At 70.1% G+C, this 15,872-nt stretch carries 18 protein-coding genes and 1 pseudogene; 14 read left to right on the top strand and 5 right to left on the bottom strand.

Annotated elements, in window-relative coordinates; translation table 11 throughout:
* Positions 1-297: 297 nt before the first annotated feature.
* The 6 genes and pseudogenes from ACFYPG_RS16000 to ACFYPG_RS15975 all read left to right on the top strand — a co-directional run.
* The gene (locus ACFYPG_RS16000; RefSeq protein WP_387352489.1) at positions 298-849 is read left to right on the top strand and encodes a Uma2 family endonuclease; all 552 of its coding nucleotides are present in this window, start codon (positions 298-300) and stop codon (positions 847-849) included.
* Between the two features lie 32 nt (positions 850-881).
* The gene (locus ACFYPG_RS15995; protein WP_357199827.1) at positions 882-2,318 is read left to right on the top strand and encodes a TldD/PmbA family protein; all 1,437 of its coding nucleotides are present in this window, start codon (positions 882-884) and stop codon (positions 2,316-2,318) included.
* A complete protein-coding gene (locus tag ACFYPG_RS15990; protein ID WP_387352486.1) occupies positions 2,315-3,712 on the top strand; it encodes a TldD/PmbA family protein in 1,398 nt (465 codons plus the stop codon). The genes ACFYPG_RS15995 and ACFYPG_RS15990 overlap by 4 nt, the downstream gene beginning before the upstream one ends.
* A 265-nt stretch (positions 3,713-3,977) precedes the next feature.
* Positions 3,978-4,784, top strand: a complete 807-nt coding sequence (locus ACFYPG_RS15985) for a hypothetical protein (RefSeq protein ID WP_124859396.1) — start codon at positions 3,978-3,980, stop codon at positions 4,782-4,784.
* 12 nt (positions 4,785-4,796) lie between these two features.
* Positions 4,797-6,725 (top strand): fumarate reductase/succinate dehydrogenase flavoprotein subunit, encoded by a 1,929-nt coding sequence (locus ACFYPG_RS15980; protein ID WP_355008231.1) that lies wholly within the window; start codon positions 4,797-4,799, stop codon positions 6,723-6,725.
* Positions 6,722-7,759 (top strand): annotated as a pseudogene (locus ACFYPG_RS15975) (succinate dehydrogenase/fumarate reductase iron-sulfur subunit); the annotation flags it as partial. The gene ACFYPG_RS15980 and the pseudogene ACFYPG_RS15975, both read left to right, overlap by 4 nt.
* A gap of 215 nt (positions 7,760-7,974) precedes the next feature.
* On the opposite strand, the gene ACFYPG_RS15970 reads toward ACFYPG_RS15975, so the two are convergent.
* Positions 7,975-8,421, bottom strand: a complete 447-nt coding sequence (locus tag ACFYPG_RS15970) for a (deoxy)nucleoside triphosphate pyrophosphohydrolase (RefSeq protein WP_355010145.1) — start codon at positions 8,419-8,421, stop codon at positions 7,975-7,977.
* Positions 8,422-8,604: 183 nt separating this feature from the next.
* On the opposite strand from ACFYPG_RS15970, the gene ACFYPG_RS15965 reads away from it, so the two are divergent.
* The gene (locus tag ACFYPG_RS15965) at positions 8,605-8,913 is read left to right on the top strand and encodes a 4a-hydroxytetrahydrobiopterin dehydratase (protein WP_112604995.1); all 309 of its coding nucleotides are present in this window, start codon (positions 8,605-8,607) and stop codon (positions 8,911-8,913) included.
* On the opposite strand, the gene ACFYPG_RS15960 is transcribed toward ACFYPG_RS15965, so the two are convergent.
* Positions 8,900-9,349 carry a VOC family protein gene (locus tag ACFYPG_RS15960; RefSeq protein ID WP_387352484.1) on the bottom strand — a complete coding sequence of 150 codons (450 nt, stop codon included), beginning with the start codon at positions 9,347-9,349 and terminating at the stop codon, positions 8,900-8,902. The two genes, ACFYPG_RS15965 and ACFYPG_RS15960, sit on opposite strands and share 14 nt — an antisense overlap.
* Before the next feature lie 114 nt (positions 9,350-9,463).
* Here ACFYPG_RS15960 and ACFYPG_RS15955 point away from each other — a divergent pair, with 114 nt between their 5' ends.
* The 6 genes from ACFYPG_RS15955 to ACFYPG_RS15930 all read left to right on the top strand — a co-directional run bounded on the left by ACFYPG_RS15955 (position 9,464) and on the right by ACFYPG_RS15930 (position 14,086).
* Positions 9,464-10,348 carry a LysR family transcriptional regulator gene (locus tag ACFYPG_RS15955; RefSeq protein WP_387352483.1) on the top strand — a complete coding sequence of 295 codons (885 nt, stop codon included), beginning with the start codon at positions 9,464-9,466 and terminating at the stop codon, positions 10,346-10,348.
* Positions 10,345-11,100, top strand: coding sequence for a methyltransferase domain-containing protein (locus ACFYPG_RS15950; RefSeq protein WP_355010148.1), 756 nt, complete (start codon positions 10,345-10,347; stop codon positions 11,098-11,100). The genes ACFYPG_RS15955 and ACFYPG_RS15950 overlap by 4 nt, the downstream gene beginning before the upstream one ends.
* 10 nt (positions 11,101-11,110) lie before the next feature.
* Positions 11,111-11,473: a PH domain-containing protein gene (locus tag ACFYPG_RS15945; RefSeq protein ID WP_030337500.1), complete on the top strand. Its 363-nt coding sequence runs from the start codon at positions 11,111-11,113 to the stop codon at positions 11,471-11,473.
* Between the two features lie 223 nt (positions 11,474-11,696).
* On the top strand, positions 11,697-12,428 hold the full coding sequence (locus tag ACFYPG_RS15940) for a class I SAM-dependent methyltransferase (protein ID WP_387352481.1): 732 nt from the start codon (positions 11,697-11,699) through the stop codon (positions 12,426-12,428).
* 98 nt (positions 12,429-12,526) lie between these two features.
* Positions 12,527-12,727 carry a hypothetical protein gene (locus ACFYPG_RS15935; RefSeq protein ID WP_387352479.1) on the top strand — a complete coding sequence of 67 codons (201 nt, stop codon included), beginning with the start codon at positions 12,527-12,529 and terminating at the stop codon, positions 12,725-12,727.
* Between the two features lie 81 nt (positions 12,728-12,808).
* Positions 12,809-14,086: an MFS transporter gene (locus tag ACFYPG_RS15930; RefSeq protein WP_387352477.1), complete on the top strand. Its 1,278-nt coding sequence runs from the start codon at positions 12,809-12,811 to the stop codon at positions 14,084-14,086.
* On the opposite strand, the gene ACFYPG_RS15925 is transcribed toward ACFYPG_RS15930, so the two are convergent.
* The 3 genes from ACFYPG_RS15925 to ACFYPG_RS15915 are packed head-to-tail and all read right to left on the bottom strand — an operon-like array spanning position 14,070 to position 15,321.
* Positions 14,070-14,513: an SRPBCC domain-containing protein gene (locus ACFYPG_RS15925; RefSeq protein WP_355010152.1), complete on the bottom strand. Its 444-nt coding sequence runs from the start codon at positions 14,511-14,513 to the stop codon at positions 14,070-14,072. The two genes, ACFYPG_RS15930 and ACFYPG_RS15925, sit on opposite strands and share 17 nt — an antisense overlap.
* Before the next feature lie 2 nt (positions 14,514-14,515).
* Entirely contained in the window at positions 14,516-14,866 is a 351-nt protein-coding gene (locus ACFYPG_RS15920) for an ArsR/SmtB family transcription factor (RefSeq protein ID WP_387352475.1), read from the bottom strand.
* A complete protein-coding gene (locus ACFYPG_RS15915) occupies positions 14,863-15,321 on the bottom strand; it encodes an SRPBCC domain-containing protein (RefSeq protein WP_355010154.1) in 459 nt (152 codons plus the stop codon). Before ACFYPG_RS15915 ends, ACFYPG_RS15920 begins: the two co-directional genes overlap by 4 nt.
* A gap of 114 nt (positions 15,322-15,435) precedes the next feature.
* On the opposite strand from ACFYPG_RS15915, the gene ACFYPG_RS15910 reads away from it, so the two are divergent.
* On the top strand, positions 15,436-15,810 hold the full coding sequence (locus tag ACFYPG_RS15910) for a VOC family protein (protein ID WP_387352473.1): 375 nt from the start codon (positions 15,436-15,438) through the stop codon (positions 15,808-15,810).
* Positions 15,811-15,872: the final 62 nt, after the last annotated feature.

Here is a 15,872-nt window from a genome sequence, read left to right as displayed (position 1 = left end):
GCGGATCTCGACAACGAACCACCGCCCCTGAGAGCAGGAGCGGGGTTTGGTACGCCCACCGCCGCCAAGGTCACGCTCGAACCAGGATCCAGTGGCATCGCCGACGCGCCGACACCACTACAACCAGGATGTTGCGCGATCTTGCCCTCCGCGGAGCGCCGGGAACGCCTACATCTGCGTAGAGCTCGATCTTTGGCGACTCAGCCTTGACGGTAACCCCTTTCTGACCGGGCAATTCATCCTGTGCTCGCACGTCAGGTGCGACCTGGGCGATCCGGAATGAACTGCACTGAACAGATGATTCCCGCCAGCATCTTTGGCCACGCGCTGCCATGGACCGAGTCGGACTACCTCGCCCTCGGTGAGACAGCCCAGCGGATCGAACTCCTCGACGGCAGCCTGCTCATCGGACCACCGCCGTCCGTCCGACACCAGGTGTTCGTCCGTGGTCTGACGGCCGCGTTGGAACCCGGCTGCGTGGCGGCGGATCGCACTCTGCTTCCGGTGATCAACCTACGACTGAGCGGCACGCGGATCCTCAACCCCGACCTTGTGGTGACGGCGGAGCTGGATCTCACGGCCGACTGCGTGCCGGCGGACCCGGTCCTGCTGGTCGGGGAGGTCACCGCACCACACACCGCCACCATCGACCGGGTGCTGAAGCCGCACCTGTACGCCACAGCCGGGATCGAGTGGTATCTCCTCGTTGAGCAAGAAAGCCTGAGCGTGAACCTCTACCAGCTACAGGGGGCCCACTACGTAGAGCGGTCGACCACCAGGATCGGCGAGGTGTTGGAGCTGACTGAGCCGGTGAAGGCCACCATCCGGCCGGAGGAACTGCTCCCCTGACGGGTGTCGGTCCGCTGGCCTAGGGTCGGTCCATGACCGAGTTCGACGCGGCCGCCGCCGCCGTCCAGGCCGCCCTCGACGCGGGCGCCCGGTACGCCGACGCCCGGGTGATGCACCGCCGCTACGAGTCGATGACCGCGCGCAACGGTGACGTGGAGGAACTGACCCAGGACGAGAGCATCGGGCTCGGGGTCAGAGCGCTGGTCGGGGCGAGTTGGGGCTTCCACGCCGTACCCGATCTGTCGGACGCCGCCGCCCGCGACGCCGGCCGGCGCGCGACGCGGACCGCCATGGCGAGCGCGCGGGTGCCAGGCCCTTCGGTCGACCTGGTGCCGGTCCAGGCTGTGACCGCGAGCTGGGCCTCCGGCTGCCAGATCGACCCGCTCGGGGTGCCGCTGTCCGACAAGGGCGATCTGCTCGTCGACGCCACGCGCACGATGGCCGAGCACGGCGCGGACCTGGCCGAGGGCCTGTACCAGATCTGGGACACCGCGAAGTGGTTCGTCTCCAGCGAGGGCCACCGGATCGACCAGCGCATCCGCGAGTGCGGCGGCGGCATCTCGGCCACCTCGATCGGCGACGGCGAGACGCAGCGCCGCTCCTGGCCGAGCTACCGCGGCCAGTACGGCACCACCGGGTGGGAGCTGGTCGAGTCGCTGGATCTGGCCGCGCACGCCGCGCAGATCGCCGAGGAGTCCCGGGCGCTGCTCACCGCGCCGGCCTGCCCGGCCGGCGAGACAGACCTGATCCTCGGCGGCGAGCAGTTGGCCCTGCAGATCCACGAGTCGGTCGGGCACGCCATCGAACTGGACCGGATCCTCGGCTGGGAGGCGGCCTTCGCCGGCACGTCCTGGCTGGACCTGGCGCAGCTCGGCTCGCTGCGTTACGGCTCGGAGCTGATGAACATCACCATCGACCCGACGATCCCGGGTGCGCTGGGCAGCTTCGGTTTCGACGACGAGGGCTCCCCGGCGGTCAAGCGGGACGCGGTCCGGGACGGCCGTTGGGTGGGTGTGCTCGCCGGCCGCGACTCCGCAGCCATGGCGAGCCTCGACTACGGCGGCAGCGTACGGGCCGACGGGTGGGCCCGGCTGCCGATGGTGCGGATGACCAACGTCGGCCTGGAACCCGGCCCGCACACGCTGGAGGAGATCATCGCGGCCACCGACGACGGCGTGTTGATGGACCTCAACCGGTCCTGGTCGATCGACGACAAGCGGCTCAACTTCCAGTTCGGCTGCGAGGTCGGCTGGGAGATCAAGAAGGGGCGGCGGGGGCGGATGCTGCGCAACCCCACGTACACCGGGATCGGCCCGCTTTTCTGGCGCTCGATGGACATGCTCTCCAGCGAGACGGTCTCCTGGGGCACGCCCAACTGCGGTAAGGGCCAGCCCGGCCAGATCGGGCACACCGGCCACCCGGCCGCGCCGGCCCGGTTCCGCAACGTCCGGGTGGGGGTTTCAGCATGACCGAGTTGGAGCTGGCCGGGCAGGTTGTCGAGCTGGTTCGGCGTCTTGGCGGGCCGGCCGCGCAGGCCGAGGCGGTGGTGACGCGGGCGGACCTGGCGCTGACCCGGTTCGCCAACTCGGGCATCCACCAGAACGTCTCCGAGTCCACCGTCGGGGTCCGGCTGCGGGTGCACGTCGACGGTCGGACGGCTGCCGGTGGCGGCAGCGTGGTCACCGCCGACGGGTTGTCCGATCTGGTGGAGCGCACCCTGGCCGCGGCGCGGCTCTGCCCGCCCGACCCGGGTTGGCCGGGGCTGACCCCTCCCACGCCCACGCCGGACGCCCCGCCCGTCGACGAGGCCACCGCGCACGCTGAGCCGGATCAACGGGCCGATCGGGTGGGGGCGTTCGTGGCCGCCGCCGGGGGCCTCAGCACCGCCGGTTACTGCCGCACCGCGCACCGCTCGTCGGCGTTCGCCAACTCGGCCGGGCACTCGGCGTACGGCCGCTCGGTGGAGGCGGCGATGGACGGCATCGCCCGCCTCGACGGCGCCGACGGGGTGGCCCGGCGCAGCGCCGACCGGCTGTCCGACCTCGACGGCGCCGAGTTGGGCGCGCAGGCGGCCGCGAAGGTGCGGGCGGCGGCCGACCCGGTCGAGCTGCCGCCGGGGCACTACGAGGTGGTGTTCGAGCCGGCCGCGGTGGCGGACCTCCTGCAGAACCTGTCCTTCTTCGGCTTCAACGGCAAGCGGTACGCCGAGCGGCAGTCGTTCGCCGAGCCGGGCGCGGCCCAGTTCGACAGGGCGGTGACAGTGGTGGACGACCCGCTGGGCGGGTCCGGGTTGCCGTTCGACGCGGAGGGCACCGGCCGACGGGCGCTGACGCTCGTCGAGGCGGGCACCACCCGGGCGGTGGCGCACGATCGCCGGACCGCCGCCGAGGCGGGCGCGCAGTCCACCGGGCACGCGGTCGCGGGGGGTGCCACCTGGGGCCCGATGCCCCGCAACCTGCGGCTGACCGGCGCGGTGGCGGGTCCGGCCAGTGCAGTGGGCCGGAGCACCACCGGCGCGGCGGCCGGGGCGGTCGTCGACGCGGACACCGCCGCGTTGGTGGCCGGTGTACGCCGAGGGCTGCTGGTCACCGATCTCTGGTACACCCGGGTGCTCGACCCGAAGAGTCTCGTCGTCACCGGCTTGACCCGCAACGGCGTCTGGCTGATCGAGGACGGCACTGTCGTCCGGGCGGTCCGTGACCTGCGGTTCACCGAGTCGTACCCGCGGGCGCTCGGGCCTGGGGCGGTGCTCGGGCTCGGCGCGCGGGCGGTGCGCCAACCGGACCGGGTGGACGGTGCCTGGTGGGCGGCGCCGTCGCTGCGGCTGGCGTCGTGGCACTTCACCGGAGGAGCATCCGGCTGACGTTGTCGGCCACGCTCGCTGATGGTCGACGACGCGCGCCAAACCGGCGCGTCGAGGGCTTTTCCGCAGGCCAGACACACGGGACACTCCCTTGCGCGGACGGCTCGCGGAGATCGGCGTAACGTGTGTCACTTAGCTGCGTCGGTCGATCCGGCGTGGTCGTTGGTGTGCGCATGACGTGGCAGCGGGTGCGGGTTCGCCGGTCCGCGTGCCGACCGGAGAGAGACCAGCCCGCCCGTACGGGCCCGTCGAGGAGACGACTCGAATGACTTCAACGGCAACGAGGCCGAAGGGGGCGCGGGCGCGCGCCGCCATCGCGGCGAAGACGTTGCGTACCGACCGATGGTGGTTCGCCCCGCTGATCACCGTGATCGGGCTCAGCGCCTGGGTCGCGTACGCGACGGTCCGGGTCTTCATGCACAAGTGGTACTGGGTGGACCAGTTCCACTACCTGACCCCGTTCTACTCCCCGTGCGTGACCGACCGGTGTGTCGAGGAAGCCTCGCACTTCGGCCGGTTCCTGCCCGGCTGGTGGATCATCCCGGACGCCGCGCTGACCCTGCCGTTCCTGCTGCTGTTCCGGCTCACCTGCTACTACTACCGCAAGGCGTACTACCGGTCGTTCTGGCTGTCGCCGCCGGCCTGCGCGGTCCCGGACGGGCACAAGGAGTACGGCGGTGAGACCCGTTTCCCGCTGCTCGGGCAGAACCTGCACCGCTACTTCTTCTACGCCGCCGCGATCATCTCGCTGATCAACACCTGGGACGCGATTCTCGCCTTCCACTCGCCGAAGGGCTTCGGCTTCGGGCTGGGCAACATCATCCTGCTGCTCAACGTGGTGATGCTCTGGGCGTACACGATCTCCTGCCACTCCTGCCGGCACATCATCGGCGGCCGGCTCAAGCACTTCTCCAAGCACCCGGTGCGGTACAAGGCCTGGACCTTCGTCTCGGCGTTGAACGTCCGGCACATGCAGCTCGCCTGGATCACCCTCGGCACCCTGGCGCTGGCCGACTTCTACATCATGGCGCTCGCTGCCGGCTGGTTCTCCGACCTGCGGTTCATCAACTAAAGGGCCCCTGACATGACCACAACCACTCGCATCGAACGACACCACTACGACGTCGTCGTCATCGGGGCCGGCGGCGCCGGTCTGCGCGCGGCGATCGAGGCCCGACTGGCCGGCAAGAAGACCGCGATCATCTCCAAGTCGCTGTTCGGCAAGGCGCACACGGTGATGGCCGAGGGCGGCGCCGCCGCCGCGATGGGCAATGTGAACAGCCGGGACAACTGGCAGGTGCACTTCCGCGACACCATGCGCGGTGGCAAGTTCCTCAACAACTTCCGGATGGCCGAGCTGCACGCGAAGGAGTCGCCGCAGCGGATCTGGGAGCTGGAGACGTACGGTGCGCTCTTCGACCGCACCAAGGACGGCAAGATCTCGCAGCGCAACTTCGGTGGCCACGAGTACCCGCGCCTGGCGCACGTTGGTGACCGGACCGGGCTGGAGCTGATCCGCACCCTCCAGCAGAAGATCGTCTCGCTTCAGCAGGAGGACCAGCGGGAGTTCGGCTCGTACGACGCCCGGATCAGGGTGTTCTCCGAGACGACCATCACCGAGCTGCTGCTCGACGGTGACCGGGTGGCCGGCGCGTTCGGCTACTACCGCGAGTCGGGCGAGTTCATCCTCTTCGAGGCGCCGGCGGTCGTGCTTGCCACCGGCGGCGTCGGGCGCTCGTACAAGGTCACCTCGAACTCCTGGGAGTACACCGGGGACGGGCACGCGCTGGCGCTGCGCGCTGGGGCGACGCTGATCAACATGGAGTTCCTCCAGTTCCACCCGACCGGCATGGTCTGGCCGCCCTCGGTGAAGGGCATCCTGGTCACCGAGTCGGTGCGCGGTGACGGCGGCGTCCTGAAGAACTCCGAGGGCAAGCGGTTCATGTTCGACTACGTCCCCGACGTCTTCCGCAAGCAGTACGCGGAGACCGAGGAGGAGGCGGACCGCTGGTACACCGACCCGGACAACAACCGACGCCCGCCGGAGCTGCTGCCCCGCGACGAGGTGGCCCGGGCCATCAACAGCGAGGTCAAGGCCGGCCGGGGCTCCCCCGCCGGTGGCGTCTTCCTGGACATCGCGAGCCGACGTTCCGCCGACGAGATCCGCCGCCGGCTGCCGTCGATGTACCACCAGTTCAAGGAGCTGGCCGACGTCGACATCACGGCCGAGCCGATGGAGGTCGGCCCGACCTGCCACTACGTGATGGGCGGCGTCGAGGTCGATCCGGACTCGGGTGCTGCCTTCGGCCACGTACGCGGGCTGTTCGCCGCCGGTGAGGTCTCCGGTGGCATGCACGGCTCCAACCGCCTCGGTGGTAACTCCCTGTCCGACCTGCTGGTCTTCGGCAAGCGGGCGGGCGGGCACGCGGCCAGCTACGCCGACGGGCTGACCGCCCGACCGAAGGTGGCCGTGAACGAGGTCGAGGCGGCCGTGGAGACCGCCCTCGCGCCGCTGCAACGGGACACCGGCGAGAACCCGTACACCCTTCAGCAGGACCTCCAGGCGGTGATGGGGGATCTGGTGGGCATCATCCGCCGGGAGGGTGAGCTGGCCGACGCGCTGGTCCGGCTCGCCGAGCTGCGTGAGCGGGTGGCCAAGGTGAGCGCGGCCGGCGGCCGACGCTACAACCCGGGCTGGCACCTGGCCCTGGACCTGCGCAACATGCTGGTGGTCTCGGAGTGCACCGCGAAGGCGGCGCTGGAGCGGCAGGAGTCGCGCGGCGGGCACACCCGCGAGGACTACCCGACGATGGAGCCGAAGTGGCGGCAGGTCAACCTGGTCTGCGCGCTGGACGGCGACACCGTGCAGCTGACCCGCAAGCCGCTGCCGAAGATGCGGTCGGAGCTGATCGGCCTCTTCGACCGGGCCGAGCTGGCCAAGTACCTCACCGACGAGGAGCTCGCCGACTTCGACGCCCTCGTTGACGACGCTGGAGAGGCGGACAACCGATGAGCGGCAAGCGTCAGTTCCGGATCTGGCGGGGCGACGAGAGCGGCGGCGACCTCCAGGACTACATGGTGGAGGTGAACGAGGGCGAGGTCGTCCTCGACGTCATCCACCGCCTGCAAGCCACCGATGCGCCCGACCTGGCCTGCCGGTGGAACTGCAAGGCCGGCAAGTGCGGCTCCTGCTCGATGGAGATCAACGGCAAGCCGCGGCTGGGTTGTATGACGCGGATGTCGACCTTCGGCGACGACGAGACCGTCACTGTCACCCCGCTGCGCACCTTCCCGGTCATCCGGGACCTGGTCACCGACGTCTCGTTCAACTACGAGAAGGCACGGGAGACCCCGGCGTTCGCCCCTCCGACGGACGTGGCTCCGGGCGACTACCGGATGCAGCAGGTCGACGTGGAGCGCTCGCAGGAGTTCCGCAAGTGCATCGAGTGCTTCCTGTGCCAGACGGTCTGCCACGTGATCCGCGATCACGAGGAGAACAAGCAGGCGTTCTCCGGTCCGCGGTACTTCATCCGGGCGGCCGAGCTGGACATGCACCCGCTGGACGCCCGGACCGACCGCAAGGAGTACGCGCAGGCCGAACAGGGCCTCGGCTTCTGCAACATCACCAAGTGCTGCACCGAGGTCTGCCCCGAGCACATCAAGATCACCGACAACGGGATCATCCCCATGAAGGAACGGGTCGTCGACCGCAGGTACGATCCCCTTGTGTGGCTTGGTAGCAAGATCTTCCGTCGGGGCGAGACGCCCCAGACCAGCGTGACCACCGCCCGTCAGGGCTCGGCGACGCCGGGCTCCGCCCGGGGTGGGGTGCACTCGCACGCGGGTGGCTCCCACGACTCGGGGGCTGAGGCGCAGGCACAGAGCGGCGTCAACTGGCACCGGGAGGTGCCCCACCCGACCGCTCCGGCGGTCGACGACCGGGGCAAGCTGCCGCTGACCGAGCTCACCTTCGACCGGGCCGCCGCGCCGTCGCCCTTCGGCGACGACGTGACCTTCCCGCTGCCGCGGGCCCCCCTCAACTCCGCACCCCGGGACCTGCAAAACACCCAGTCCCCCCCTCAACACCCCGGGGGGCGGGGCCGGGGCCCCCGCCCCCCGCCCCACTTCCCAACCCCCGCCCCCGGCCCCCGGCCCCCCGCCCCCGCCCCCGCCCCCGCCCCCGCCCCCGCCCCCGCCCCCGCCCCCGTTGATCATGAAGTTATTGCCCTCCTGCGCGGCGTGTCATGGCAATAACTTCATGATCAACGAGGGTTGCGCAGGAGGAGGGGGCGGAGGGCGGCCACGATGGGGGCGTCGGCGGGGAGCCAGGTGACCGAGTCCAGTTCGTCGGCCGTGAGCCAGCGGAGCGCCTCGTGTTCCAGCGCCTGTGGCTGGTCGCCGCCGAGCAGGCGGGCCGCGTACACCTTGAGCACCGAGCGGCCGTGCGCCATCCGTACGTTGCGGCCGACCCGTGCGCCGATCTCGACGCGTACGGCCAACTCCTCGGCGCACTCCCGGATCAACGCGTCGGTCTCGGCCTCCCCCGGCTCGACCTTTCCGCCCGGAAACTCCCACATGCCCGCTACTTCGGGTGGGGCGGAACGCGCACAGGCGAGCACCCGCCCATCCCGGATGATCGCCGCACCGACGATCACCTTCAGGTCCCGTCGTTCGGCCTGCCCGCCATCATTCGCCCGTTCGGTCCGCACGGGCGTCCAGGGTGCCAGATCAATCGGCGGTTTGGGTACCGTAGCCGTCCGCTAGGCCAGCAAGACACGGAAGTGTGGGCGTGGACACCCCCTCCGAGCAGCGGGAGACTAGGGGGCACCGACAAGACACGGGATGGCGACGATTTGGCCACAAGCCGGCAACGGCGCTTGGGGGGTGCGGTGATGCGCGTGCTGTTCAACAGCAGGGCCAAGCACGACTACCTTTCCGACGCGTTGACCTTGCTATCTGGTTGGACGCGCGAGGGCGAGCAGATCCGACGGACGCTCGTGATCGACGATACCCAACACGCCGCACTAACTGAACGGGTCAAGGTCGTCGCGGATGCGCTGCATCTGCGACCCGAGATCAGCCGCCGGGCCGACAGCACCCAGATCCGGGTCGGGCACGGCAGCGGCGAGCCGCTGACCGAGGGCGAGGTGCTGTTGGCCGCGCGCATCGAGGACGCCTACCGGGCGGTCACCGAGGCCTGACGACCGTCTCCGCATCCGACCCGGCGTCCTGGGGGTACCAGCGCAGCTCCACCGAGTTGCCGTCCGGGTCCCGTACGTAGATCGAGGTCGCCGAACCGCGGGCGCCGAACCGGCTGACCGGCCCGGTCAGCACCGCGAAGACCCCCGACTCGATCACCTGCTCCCATTCCAGTGGAGCCACCACGAGGCAGAAGTGGTCGACGTTCGCGCCCTGCGGCTCACCGCGGACGAGGTCGATGATGCTGTCGGGGCTGATCCGCACCGACGGGAACGGGACGGTGCCCGCACGCCACTCGTCGACCCGTACCGGTGCCAGCCCGAGCCGGTCGCAGTAGAAGCTCAGGGAGCGTTCCACGTCGGCGACGGTCAGCACCAGGTGGTCGAAACCGGTTACCCGCACCGCGCTCACGCCGGCCAGGTAGTCGTCAATGCTCATGTCGGAGCCTTTCGCTCGGTCTTCCCTGCCGCGTTCACGATCCCCGGACGAGGTGCGCCGACCAAGACCTGATGCCGCTACGATCGTTGCCCACAGGTCAACGATGGGATTGGTGTGCTGGAGCGGTACGAGGTCGAGACGTTCCTGACCCTCGCGGACGAACTGCACTTCGGCCGGACCGCCGAGCGTTTGACCCTCAGCACCGGCCGGGTGAGCCGCATCGTGAAGAAGCTGGAGCGCCAGATCGGCGCACCGCTGTTCGCCCGCACCAGTCGGGTCGTCCGGCTCACCCCGATCGGCCGACAGCTCGCCGACGAGTTGGCCCCGCTGGTGGCAGGCATGGACGAGGCCGTCCGCCGCGCGACCGACGCCGCCCGGGGCGTGACCGGGACGCTGCGGGTGGCGTTCCTCGGCGAGTGGACCGCGCCGGTGCTGCTCCGGGCGGTGGCCCTGTTCGGTGAACGGCACCCCGACTGTCGGGTGGAGGTGCACGAGGCGCGGTTGTCCACCACCCGGTCCGGGCTGCTCGACGGCTCGACCGACGTGTTGATCGCCTCGTACCCGTTCGACGGCATGGCCACCGGCCCGGCGCTGCTCTGCGAGGACCGCGTGCTGGCGGTGGCGGCGGGTCACCCGCTCACCCGGGAACGGTCGGTGTCGTTGGAGGTGCTCGCCGACCACCCCGTGGTGCAGTACCCGACAGTGACCTCGGTGGAGTTCAAGCGGGACCGCACCCCGGAGCGCACCCCGTCCGGCCGGACGGTGCCGAGGGGGCCCGCCGGGAACACCTTCTCCGAGATGCTGTCCCTGGTCGCGCTGGGCCGGGGAGTCCTGCCGGTGGGCGAGCACACGCGGCGCTACTACCCGCGCCCCGACGTGGCGTACGTGCCCATCCACGACGCGCCACCGATCGAACGAGGGCCGGTCTGGCTGCCCAGCAACACCACCACCCGGGTACGCGAGTTCGTCCGCGCCGCGACCGACGCGAACCCCCGGTGAGGCACGCCGAGTTCCGCCACCACCGGCTGGTCCCGGTGTACGACGCGGAGTGCCGGTGGGGGCCGGACGACGACTTCTTCCAGGCGGTGGTCGACGAGACCCCGGCCGCCCGGGTGCTCGACCTCGGCTGCGGCACCGGCCGGCTGACCGTTGCCCTCGCCATTGCCGGCCACACCGTCACCGGGGTGGACCCGGCCGGCGCGTCAGTGGCCGCCGCCCGCGCCAGACCGGGTGGTGATCAGGTGACCTGGATCGAGGGCACCTCGGCGCTACTGCCGGAGCGGGCGTTCGACGTGGCGGTGCTGACCAGCCACGTCGCGCAGTTCTTCGTGAACGATGCGGAGTGGGCGCGTACCCTCGCCGACCTGGCCCGGGCGCTCGTGCCCGGCGGCCGGCTGGTGTTCGACGCCCGCGACCCGGCGGACCGTCGCTGGGAGCGGTGGAACCCGGTGGATTCGCACCGTGTGGTCACGCTGCCCGACGGCGGCGAGGTCCGCGCGTGGACCACTGTCACCGGGGTACGCGGCGGAGTGGTCGACTTCACGCACCACTACCACTTCGATGACGGGGAAGAACTGCTCAGCTCGGCGAGCCTGCGCTTCCGCACCGAGGCCGAGCTGCGCACCTCGCTGACCAGGGCGGGCTTTGTCGTGGACCGTATTCACGGGGGCTGGCACGGCGAGCCCGTCGGCCTCGGTGACGGCGAGTTCGTGGTCGTCGCCCGGGTGGGCGCGTTGGCGCCGGTTTCCTAACCTGGGGCACATGGCGAACATCGCGTACGACCGCAAAGAGCAGGTCCAGCAGATCGAGAGTGGCCTCCTCGAAGGCGAGCAGATCATCGCCGTCTACGACGCCGTCGGCACCGGTACCGGGTTCATCGGGCTGACCGACCGGCGCGTGATCATCCAGGACCGCTCGTTCGTCGGCAAGCGGTTCGCGATCACGAGCATCCCGTACTCGAAGATCACCAGCGTGAGCGTGGTCAGCAACAAGTCGTGGGGTGGTTCGTTCTTCTCCACCGGCGCCATCGCCATCCACGTCGGCACGCACACCTACGAGGTGGAGTTCCGTGGCGCGCAGAAGAGCCACCACGTGCACAACGTGATCCTTCACCACATCTCCTGACCGCACGTCCCGTCGTGGGCCCGGCTGGCGTAATTGCCTTGCCGGGCCCACGACGTGTCTGGTGTCCTCGGTCGACAGTCACGCGAAGGGAGCAGCCACCATGCCCAACACGACGAAGTCCCCCGAACCAACCGTCATCCGACCCGACGAATCGAGACTTCGTGAGCAGGACTGTTTCCCCGGCGCTGCTGAGCGCCGCTGACTTCAACCCCGGAGGCCGCTGATGTCGGTCTTCGACGATCCCGGCCTCTTCGGCCGTCTCTGGGCCGCCGACTACGACGGCCCGGGCAACCCCGACCCCGCGCCAGCGGTGGACTTCCTGGCCGACCTGGCCGACGGGGGTCCGGTTCTCGAACTGGCGATCGGCACCGGCCGGGTCGCGCTGCCGCTGGCCGAACGCGGCCTCGCCGTGCAGGGCGTCGAGGCGTCCGAGGAGATGGTCGCGCAGCTGCGGGCGAAACCCGGGGGCGACCAGATCCCGGTGGTCGTCGCCGACATGGCGGACGTGCCAGTGGCCGGTGAGTTCCGGCTCGCGTACCTGGTGTTCAACACCCTGTTCAACCTGGTGGACGCCGAGCGGCAGGCGGACTGCTTCCGCAACGTCGCCCGGGTGCTGTCGCCCGGCGGCGCGTTCGTCATCGAGACGTTCGTGCCCGACCCGCGCGACTTCGACCAGGACGAGCAGGTGCAGGTACGTGCCGTGACCGAGGACTCCGCGACGATCCGACTGCACAAGTACGACCGGCCGGCGCAGCGGTTCATCCGGCAGACGATCACGTTCGACGCGGACGGTGTGCATCTGAAGCCGTTCGCCATGCGGTACGCGTGGCCGCACCAGATCGACGAGATGGCGCAGCGGGCCGGGCTCCGGCTCACCGAGCGGTACGCCGACTGGCACCGGCGACCGTTCCAGGCCGACAGCCCGTCGCACATCTCGGTCTACCGCACTCAGTAGCGGTTTGATCGGCTCGGGTTCCGGAAAGTCGAGCAGTCATCGCCCCGACGTCAAGGAACCCGAGCCGATCTCCCGCCGACCGAGAGTGAGATGCCGTCATGAGCAGACGAGCCATCCAGGTGGTCCTGGCCCTGTCGGTCGTCCTCATGGTCACCGGCATCGTCCTCAGGGTGACCGGGGACGGCGCGGCCGACACGGCCGGCACTGTGGCGGTGTCGCTCGCCTCGGTGGGTTCGATCGTGGCGAGCATCGGCTCGTCCTTCCGCGCTGCCCGCCGAAACGACGGCCCGAAGCGGTGACCCGGCCTTTCACCCTCGGCTGATTCTGCTGCCAGCAGCCAGGGATTGATCCGCAGGTCGTTCGCCGGGTGTGCTGACTGCATGCCGGACGCCTCCCGATTCCCGCGCTCCTCCCCGTACTGGCCGGTGGTCAGTCACCCTCAACTCCGACGCGTTCTACCCGGGCTGGCCGTCTCCGCGTTGGGCGACGGCCTGGCGGTGGTCGCGGTGACCTGGCTCGCCATCCAACTCGCCCCGCACGGTCAGCGGGGCACCTGGATCGCGCTGGCCATGGCGGCGTACACACTGCCCAGCGCGGCCGGGACCGTCGTCTTCGGTCGGCTGCTGCGCGGGCGAAGCGGCGCGCAACTCGCCGGGTGGGACGCCATCCTGCGGGCCAGCGCGCTCGCGGCGATCCCCCTCGCCCACCTCGCCGGCGTGCTCACCATCGGGCTGTACGTGGTTCTGCTGGCCGCGTCGGCGCTGCTGCACTCGTGGGGTGCCGCTGGCCGATTCACCCTGATCGCCGAACTGCTGCCGCAGCGACACCATTTGCCGGCCAATGCCGTGGTCAGCACCATCGGAGGGTTCGCCATAATCGTCGGCCCGCCACTGGCGGGCATCCTGATCGGCTGGGTGGGGCCGGTCTGGGTCATCGCCATCGACGCCGCAACCTTCGCCGCGCTGGCCCTCACGTACCGTCTCGCCCTTTCCACCAACGACGGACCCGCACGGTCCGAGAGCGGCGCTTCGCGAGCGGCCGGCTTCGCGGTCATCCGCCAGAACCCGGCCCTGCTGGGCCTGCTGGTGCTGAGCCTCGGGTTCTTCTTCCTCTTCGGACCGGTGTACGTGGCGATGCCCATTCACATCACCGACGACCTGCACGCCTCCGCGACGCTGCTCGGCGCCTACTACACCGCGTTCGGCGTCGGCGGTCTCGCCGGGGGTCTGGTCGCCGGTTACCTCCGCCGCTGGCCACTGCGAGCCACCACCATCGGCATCGTCGTCGCGTTCGGCGTTGCCATGCTGCCGCTCGGCCTGGGCGTACCGGTCGGCGTGTCGTTGCCGGCGTTCGCCCTGGCGGGCTTCATCTGGGCGCCGTACATGTCCACGTCGATGGCGCTGTTCCAGCGCAGCACGTCGACCGCCCGACTGCCCGCGGTGCTCGCCGCGAACGGTGCCATCCTCGTGCTGGCGGTGCCGCTGGGCACCATGCTGGGCGGGCCGCTGGTGGGTGCCATCGGCCCCCGCCCGACGCTGCTGCTCTGCGCAGTGGCGATCGTGGCCCTCGGCCTGGTCGCCGGAGCAATCGCGATCTCCAGGCGGGGTTCGCGATTGCCCGGCGATGCAGCCGTCACCGAGGTCAGTGCCAGTCGCTGATCCGCACGTCGTCCGGGGCCGGTCGGCCGTGGCCGGTCTCCACCTGCTCCTTGAGGCTGATCAGGAACAGCGCCCACTTGGTGCTGCAGTGGTGCATGAACTCGACCGGCTCGCGCCAGCCCCGATGTGCGAACTGGACGATCGTGTACTCGCCGCGCTGGTCGAGACGCCAGTCGACCTCGGTGCCGACCCACTCCTCTGGGCCGTCGACGACGCGCCACCGCACCCGCCCTGCGGGGTTCAACTCCAGGACCTCCATGTCGAAGCCGCCGGCATCGCCGAACCGGAACGCCAACTGTCCACCGACCTCGCTCTTGCCCACCGTGTCGGTGGTCCACCAGGCTGCGAGGCCCTCCGGCGTGGCCACCGCTCGGTAGACGTCGTCGAGCGGAGCGACGACGCCGACCCGGTGCAGGATGTCGACCATTCTCAATCTCCTTCGTCGTTGGTGCGGGTGCGTTCGATCGCCTCGGCGATCCGCTTGATCCGGCGGAGTCGGGCGTCCCAGGTGGAGCCGACCGCCGACAGCTGGGCGACCGCGCGGGAGAGTTGCGCCTCGTCCACCTGGTAATGGCGCTCGCGACCGGCCGGTTCGGCGTGGATCAGCCCAACCCGGTCGAGGACCGCAAGGTGCTTCGAGACGGCCTGACGGGTGACGGGTAGCCGCCTGCTCAACGAGGTGGCCGTGCCGGGCCCGTCGGCGAGAAGAAGATCGATCATCGTACGACGGATCGGGTCGCCGATCGCCGACCACAGCTCGTCGTCGACCACCGCGCTCATGGGGTCGCGACCAGCCGCGCGACGTACTCCCCCAGCCGGGGCATGTAGTGATTCCATCCGTTCTCGTGGTCGCGGTACTGCTCTTCCAGGACAGCGATCTCCCAACCCAGCTCGCGGAATCCGGTCTCGGTCATCCGGATCAGCGTCCCGGTGCCGCTGGGCACCAGGTCGAAGGTGACGAACAGCGCCTGCCCGCTCCGGTCCGGCTCGGTGAAGCACCACCGGAAGGAGAACCGCTTCGGCGGGTCGACCTCGACGACGGCGAGCGCGACGGTCTTCGTCTCGCCGGTGTCGGCGTCGCGCCAGATCAGCTCGCCGGGCGCACCGGCGACGGATTCGAACCGCGCATCGTCGGGCCACCACTCCCGCATGTGCTGGGGTTGGCTGACCACCTCGAAGACGACCTCGGGGGACGCGTCGACGTGGATGTCGCGTTCGATCGTTCCCTGTTCCATGCCCACAACCTTTCGCAACCTTTGGTTGCACTTAACCTACGACAGCCGGCACCCATCACGCAACCTTTCGTTGCGCTTCGGGGTTTCGTCGTACCCGGGGTGCACGATCGGCGCATGTCTGAGCCATCGCCACACCGACACCACGCCATCGACTACGTCGAGCTCACGGTGACCGACCTCGCCGCGGCCAAGCGCTTCTACGCCGACGCGTTCGGTTGGCAGTTCAACGACTACGGGCCGGAGTACGCCGGCATCCGCAGCCCACACGGCGACGCCGCGCCCGAGGTCGGCGGTCTCCGTCTGGACGCGGAGGTTCGGGCGGGCGGCCCACTCGTGCTGCTCTACTCCACCGACCTGGACCGGTCGGTGCAGGCCGTCAAGGAGGCCGGCGGCCAGGTGGTGAACGGGCCGTACGAGTTCCCCGGTGGCCGGCGGTTCCACTTCACCGACCCCAGCGGCAACGAACTGGGTGCCTGGGCCGAGCAGTAGGGCGAGATCCGGCGAGGGCGACGACCTGGCCGATCACCTCCCGGCTTATGTGCCCACTCTGG

It is taken from the genome of Micromonospora sp. NPDC005553 (assembly GCF_042871765.1).
Lineage (GTDB): Bacteria > Actinomycetota > Actinomycetes > Mycobacteriales > Micromonosporaceae > Micromonospora.
The sequence above is the reverse complement of the archived record's forward strand: the minus strand, read 5'-3'. Positions and strand labels throughout refer to the sequence as shown.

Excerpts from the sequence above, each read along its gene's own strand:
- ACFYPG_RS15910 (WP_387352473.1), top strand. The coding sequence starts at position 15,436 with ATGTCTGAGCCATCGCCACACCGACACCACGCCATCGACTACGTCGAG.
- ACFYPG_RS15940 (WP_387352481.1), top strand. The coding sequence starts at position 11,697 with ATGTCGGTCTTCGACGATCCCGGCCTCTTCGGCCGTCTCTGGGCCGCC.
- ACFYPG_RS15990 (WP_387352486.1), top strand. The coding sequence starts at position 2,315 with ATGACCGAGTTGGAGCTGGCCGGGCAGGTTGTCGAGCTGGTTCGGCGT.
- ACFYPG_RS15965 (WP_112604995.1), top strand. The coding sequence starts at position 8,605 with ATGCGCGTGCTGTTCAACAGCAGGGCCAAGCACGACTACCTTTCCGAC.
- ACFYPG_RS15935 (WP_387352479.1), top strand. The coding sequence starts at position 12,527 with ATGAGCAGACGAGCCATCCAGGTGGTCCTGGCCCTGTCGGTCGTCCTC.
- ACFYPG_RS15980 (WP_355008231.1), top strand. The coding sequence starts at position 4,797 with ATGACCACAACCACTCGCATCGAACGACACCACTACGACGTCGTCGTC.
- ACFYPG_RS15960 (WP_387352484.1), bottom strand. The coding sequence starts at position 9,349 with ATGAGCATTGACGACTACCTGGCCGGCGTGAGCGCGGTGCGGGTAACC.
- ACFYPG_RS15915 (WP_355010154.1), bottom strand. The coding sequence starts at position 15,321 with ATGGAACAGGGAACGATCGAACGCGACATCCACGTCGACGCGTCCCCC.
- ACFYPG_RS15995 (WP_357199827.1), top strand. The coding sequence starts at position 882 with ATGACCGAGTTCGACGCGGCCGCCGCCGCCGTCCAGGCCGCCCTCGAC.
- ACFYPG_RS15920 (WP_387352475.1), bottom strand. The coding sequence starts at position 14,866 with ATGAGCGCGGTGGTCGACGACGAGCTGTGGTCGGCGATCGGCGACCCG.
- ACFYPG_RS15985 (WP_124859396.1), top strand. The coding sequence starts at position 3,978 with ATGACTTCAACGGCAACGAGGCCGAAGGGGGCGCGGGCGCGCGCCGCC.
- ACFYPG_RS15925 (WP_355010152.1), bottom strand. The coding sequence starts at position 14,513 with ATGGTCGACATCCTGCACCGGGTCGGCGTCGTCGCTCCGCTCGACGAC.
- ACFYPG_RS15930 (WP_387352477.1), top strand. The coding sequence starts at position 12,809 with ATGCCGGACGCCTCCCGATTCCCGCGCTCCTCCCCGTACTGGCCGGTG.
- ACFYPG_RS16000 (WP_387352489.1), top strand. The coding sequence starts at position 298 with ATGATTCCCGCCAGCATCTTTGGCCACGCGCTGCCATGGACCGAGTCG.
- ACFYPG_RS15945 (WP_030337500.1), top strand. The coding sequence starts at position 11,111 with ATGGCGAACATCGCGTACGACCGCAAAGAGCAGGTCCAGCAGATCGAG.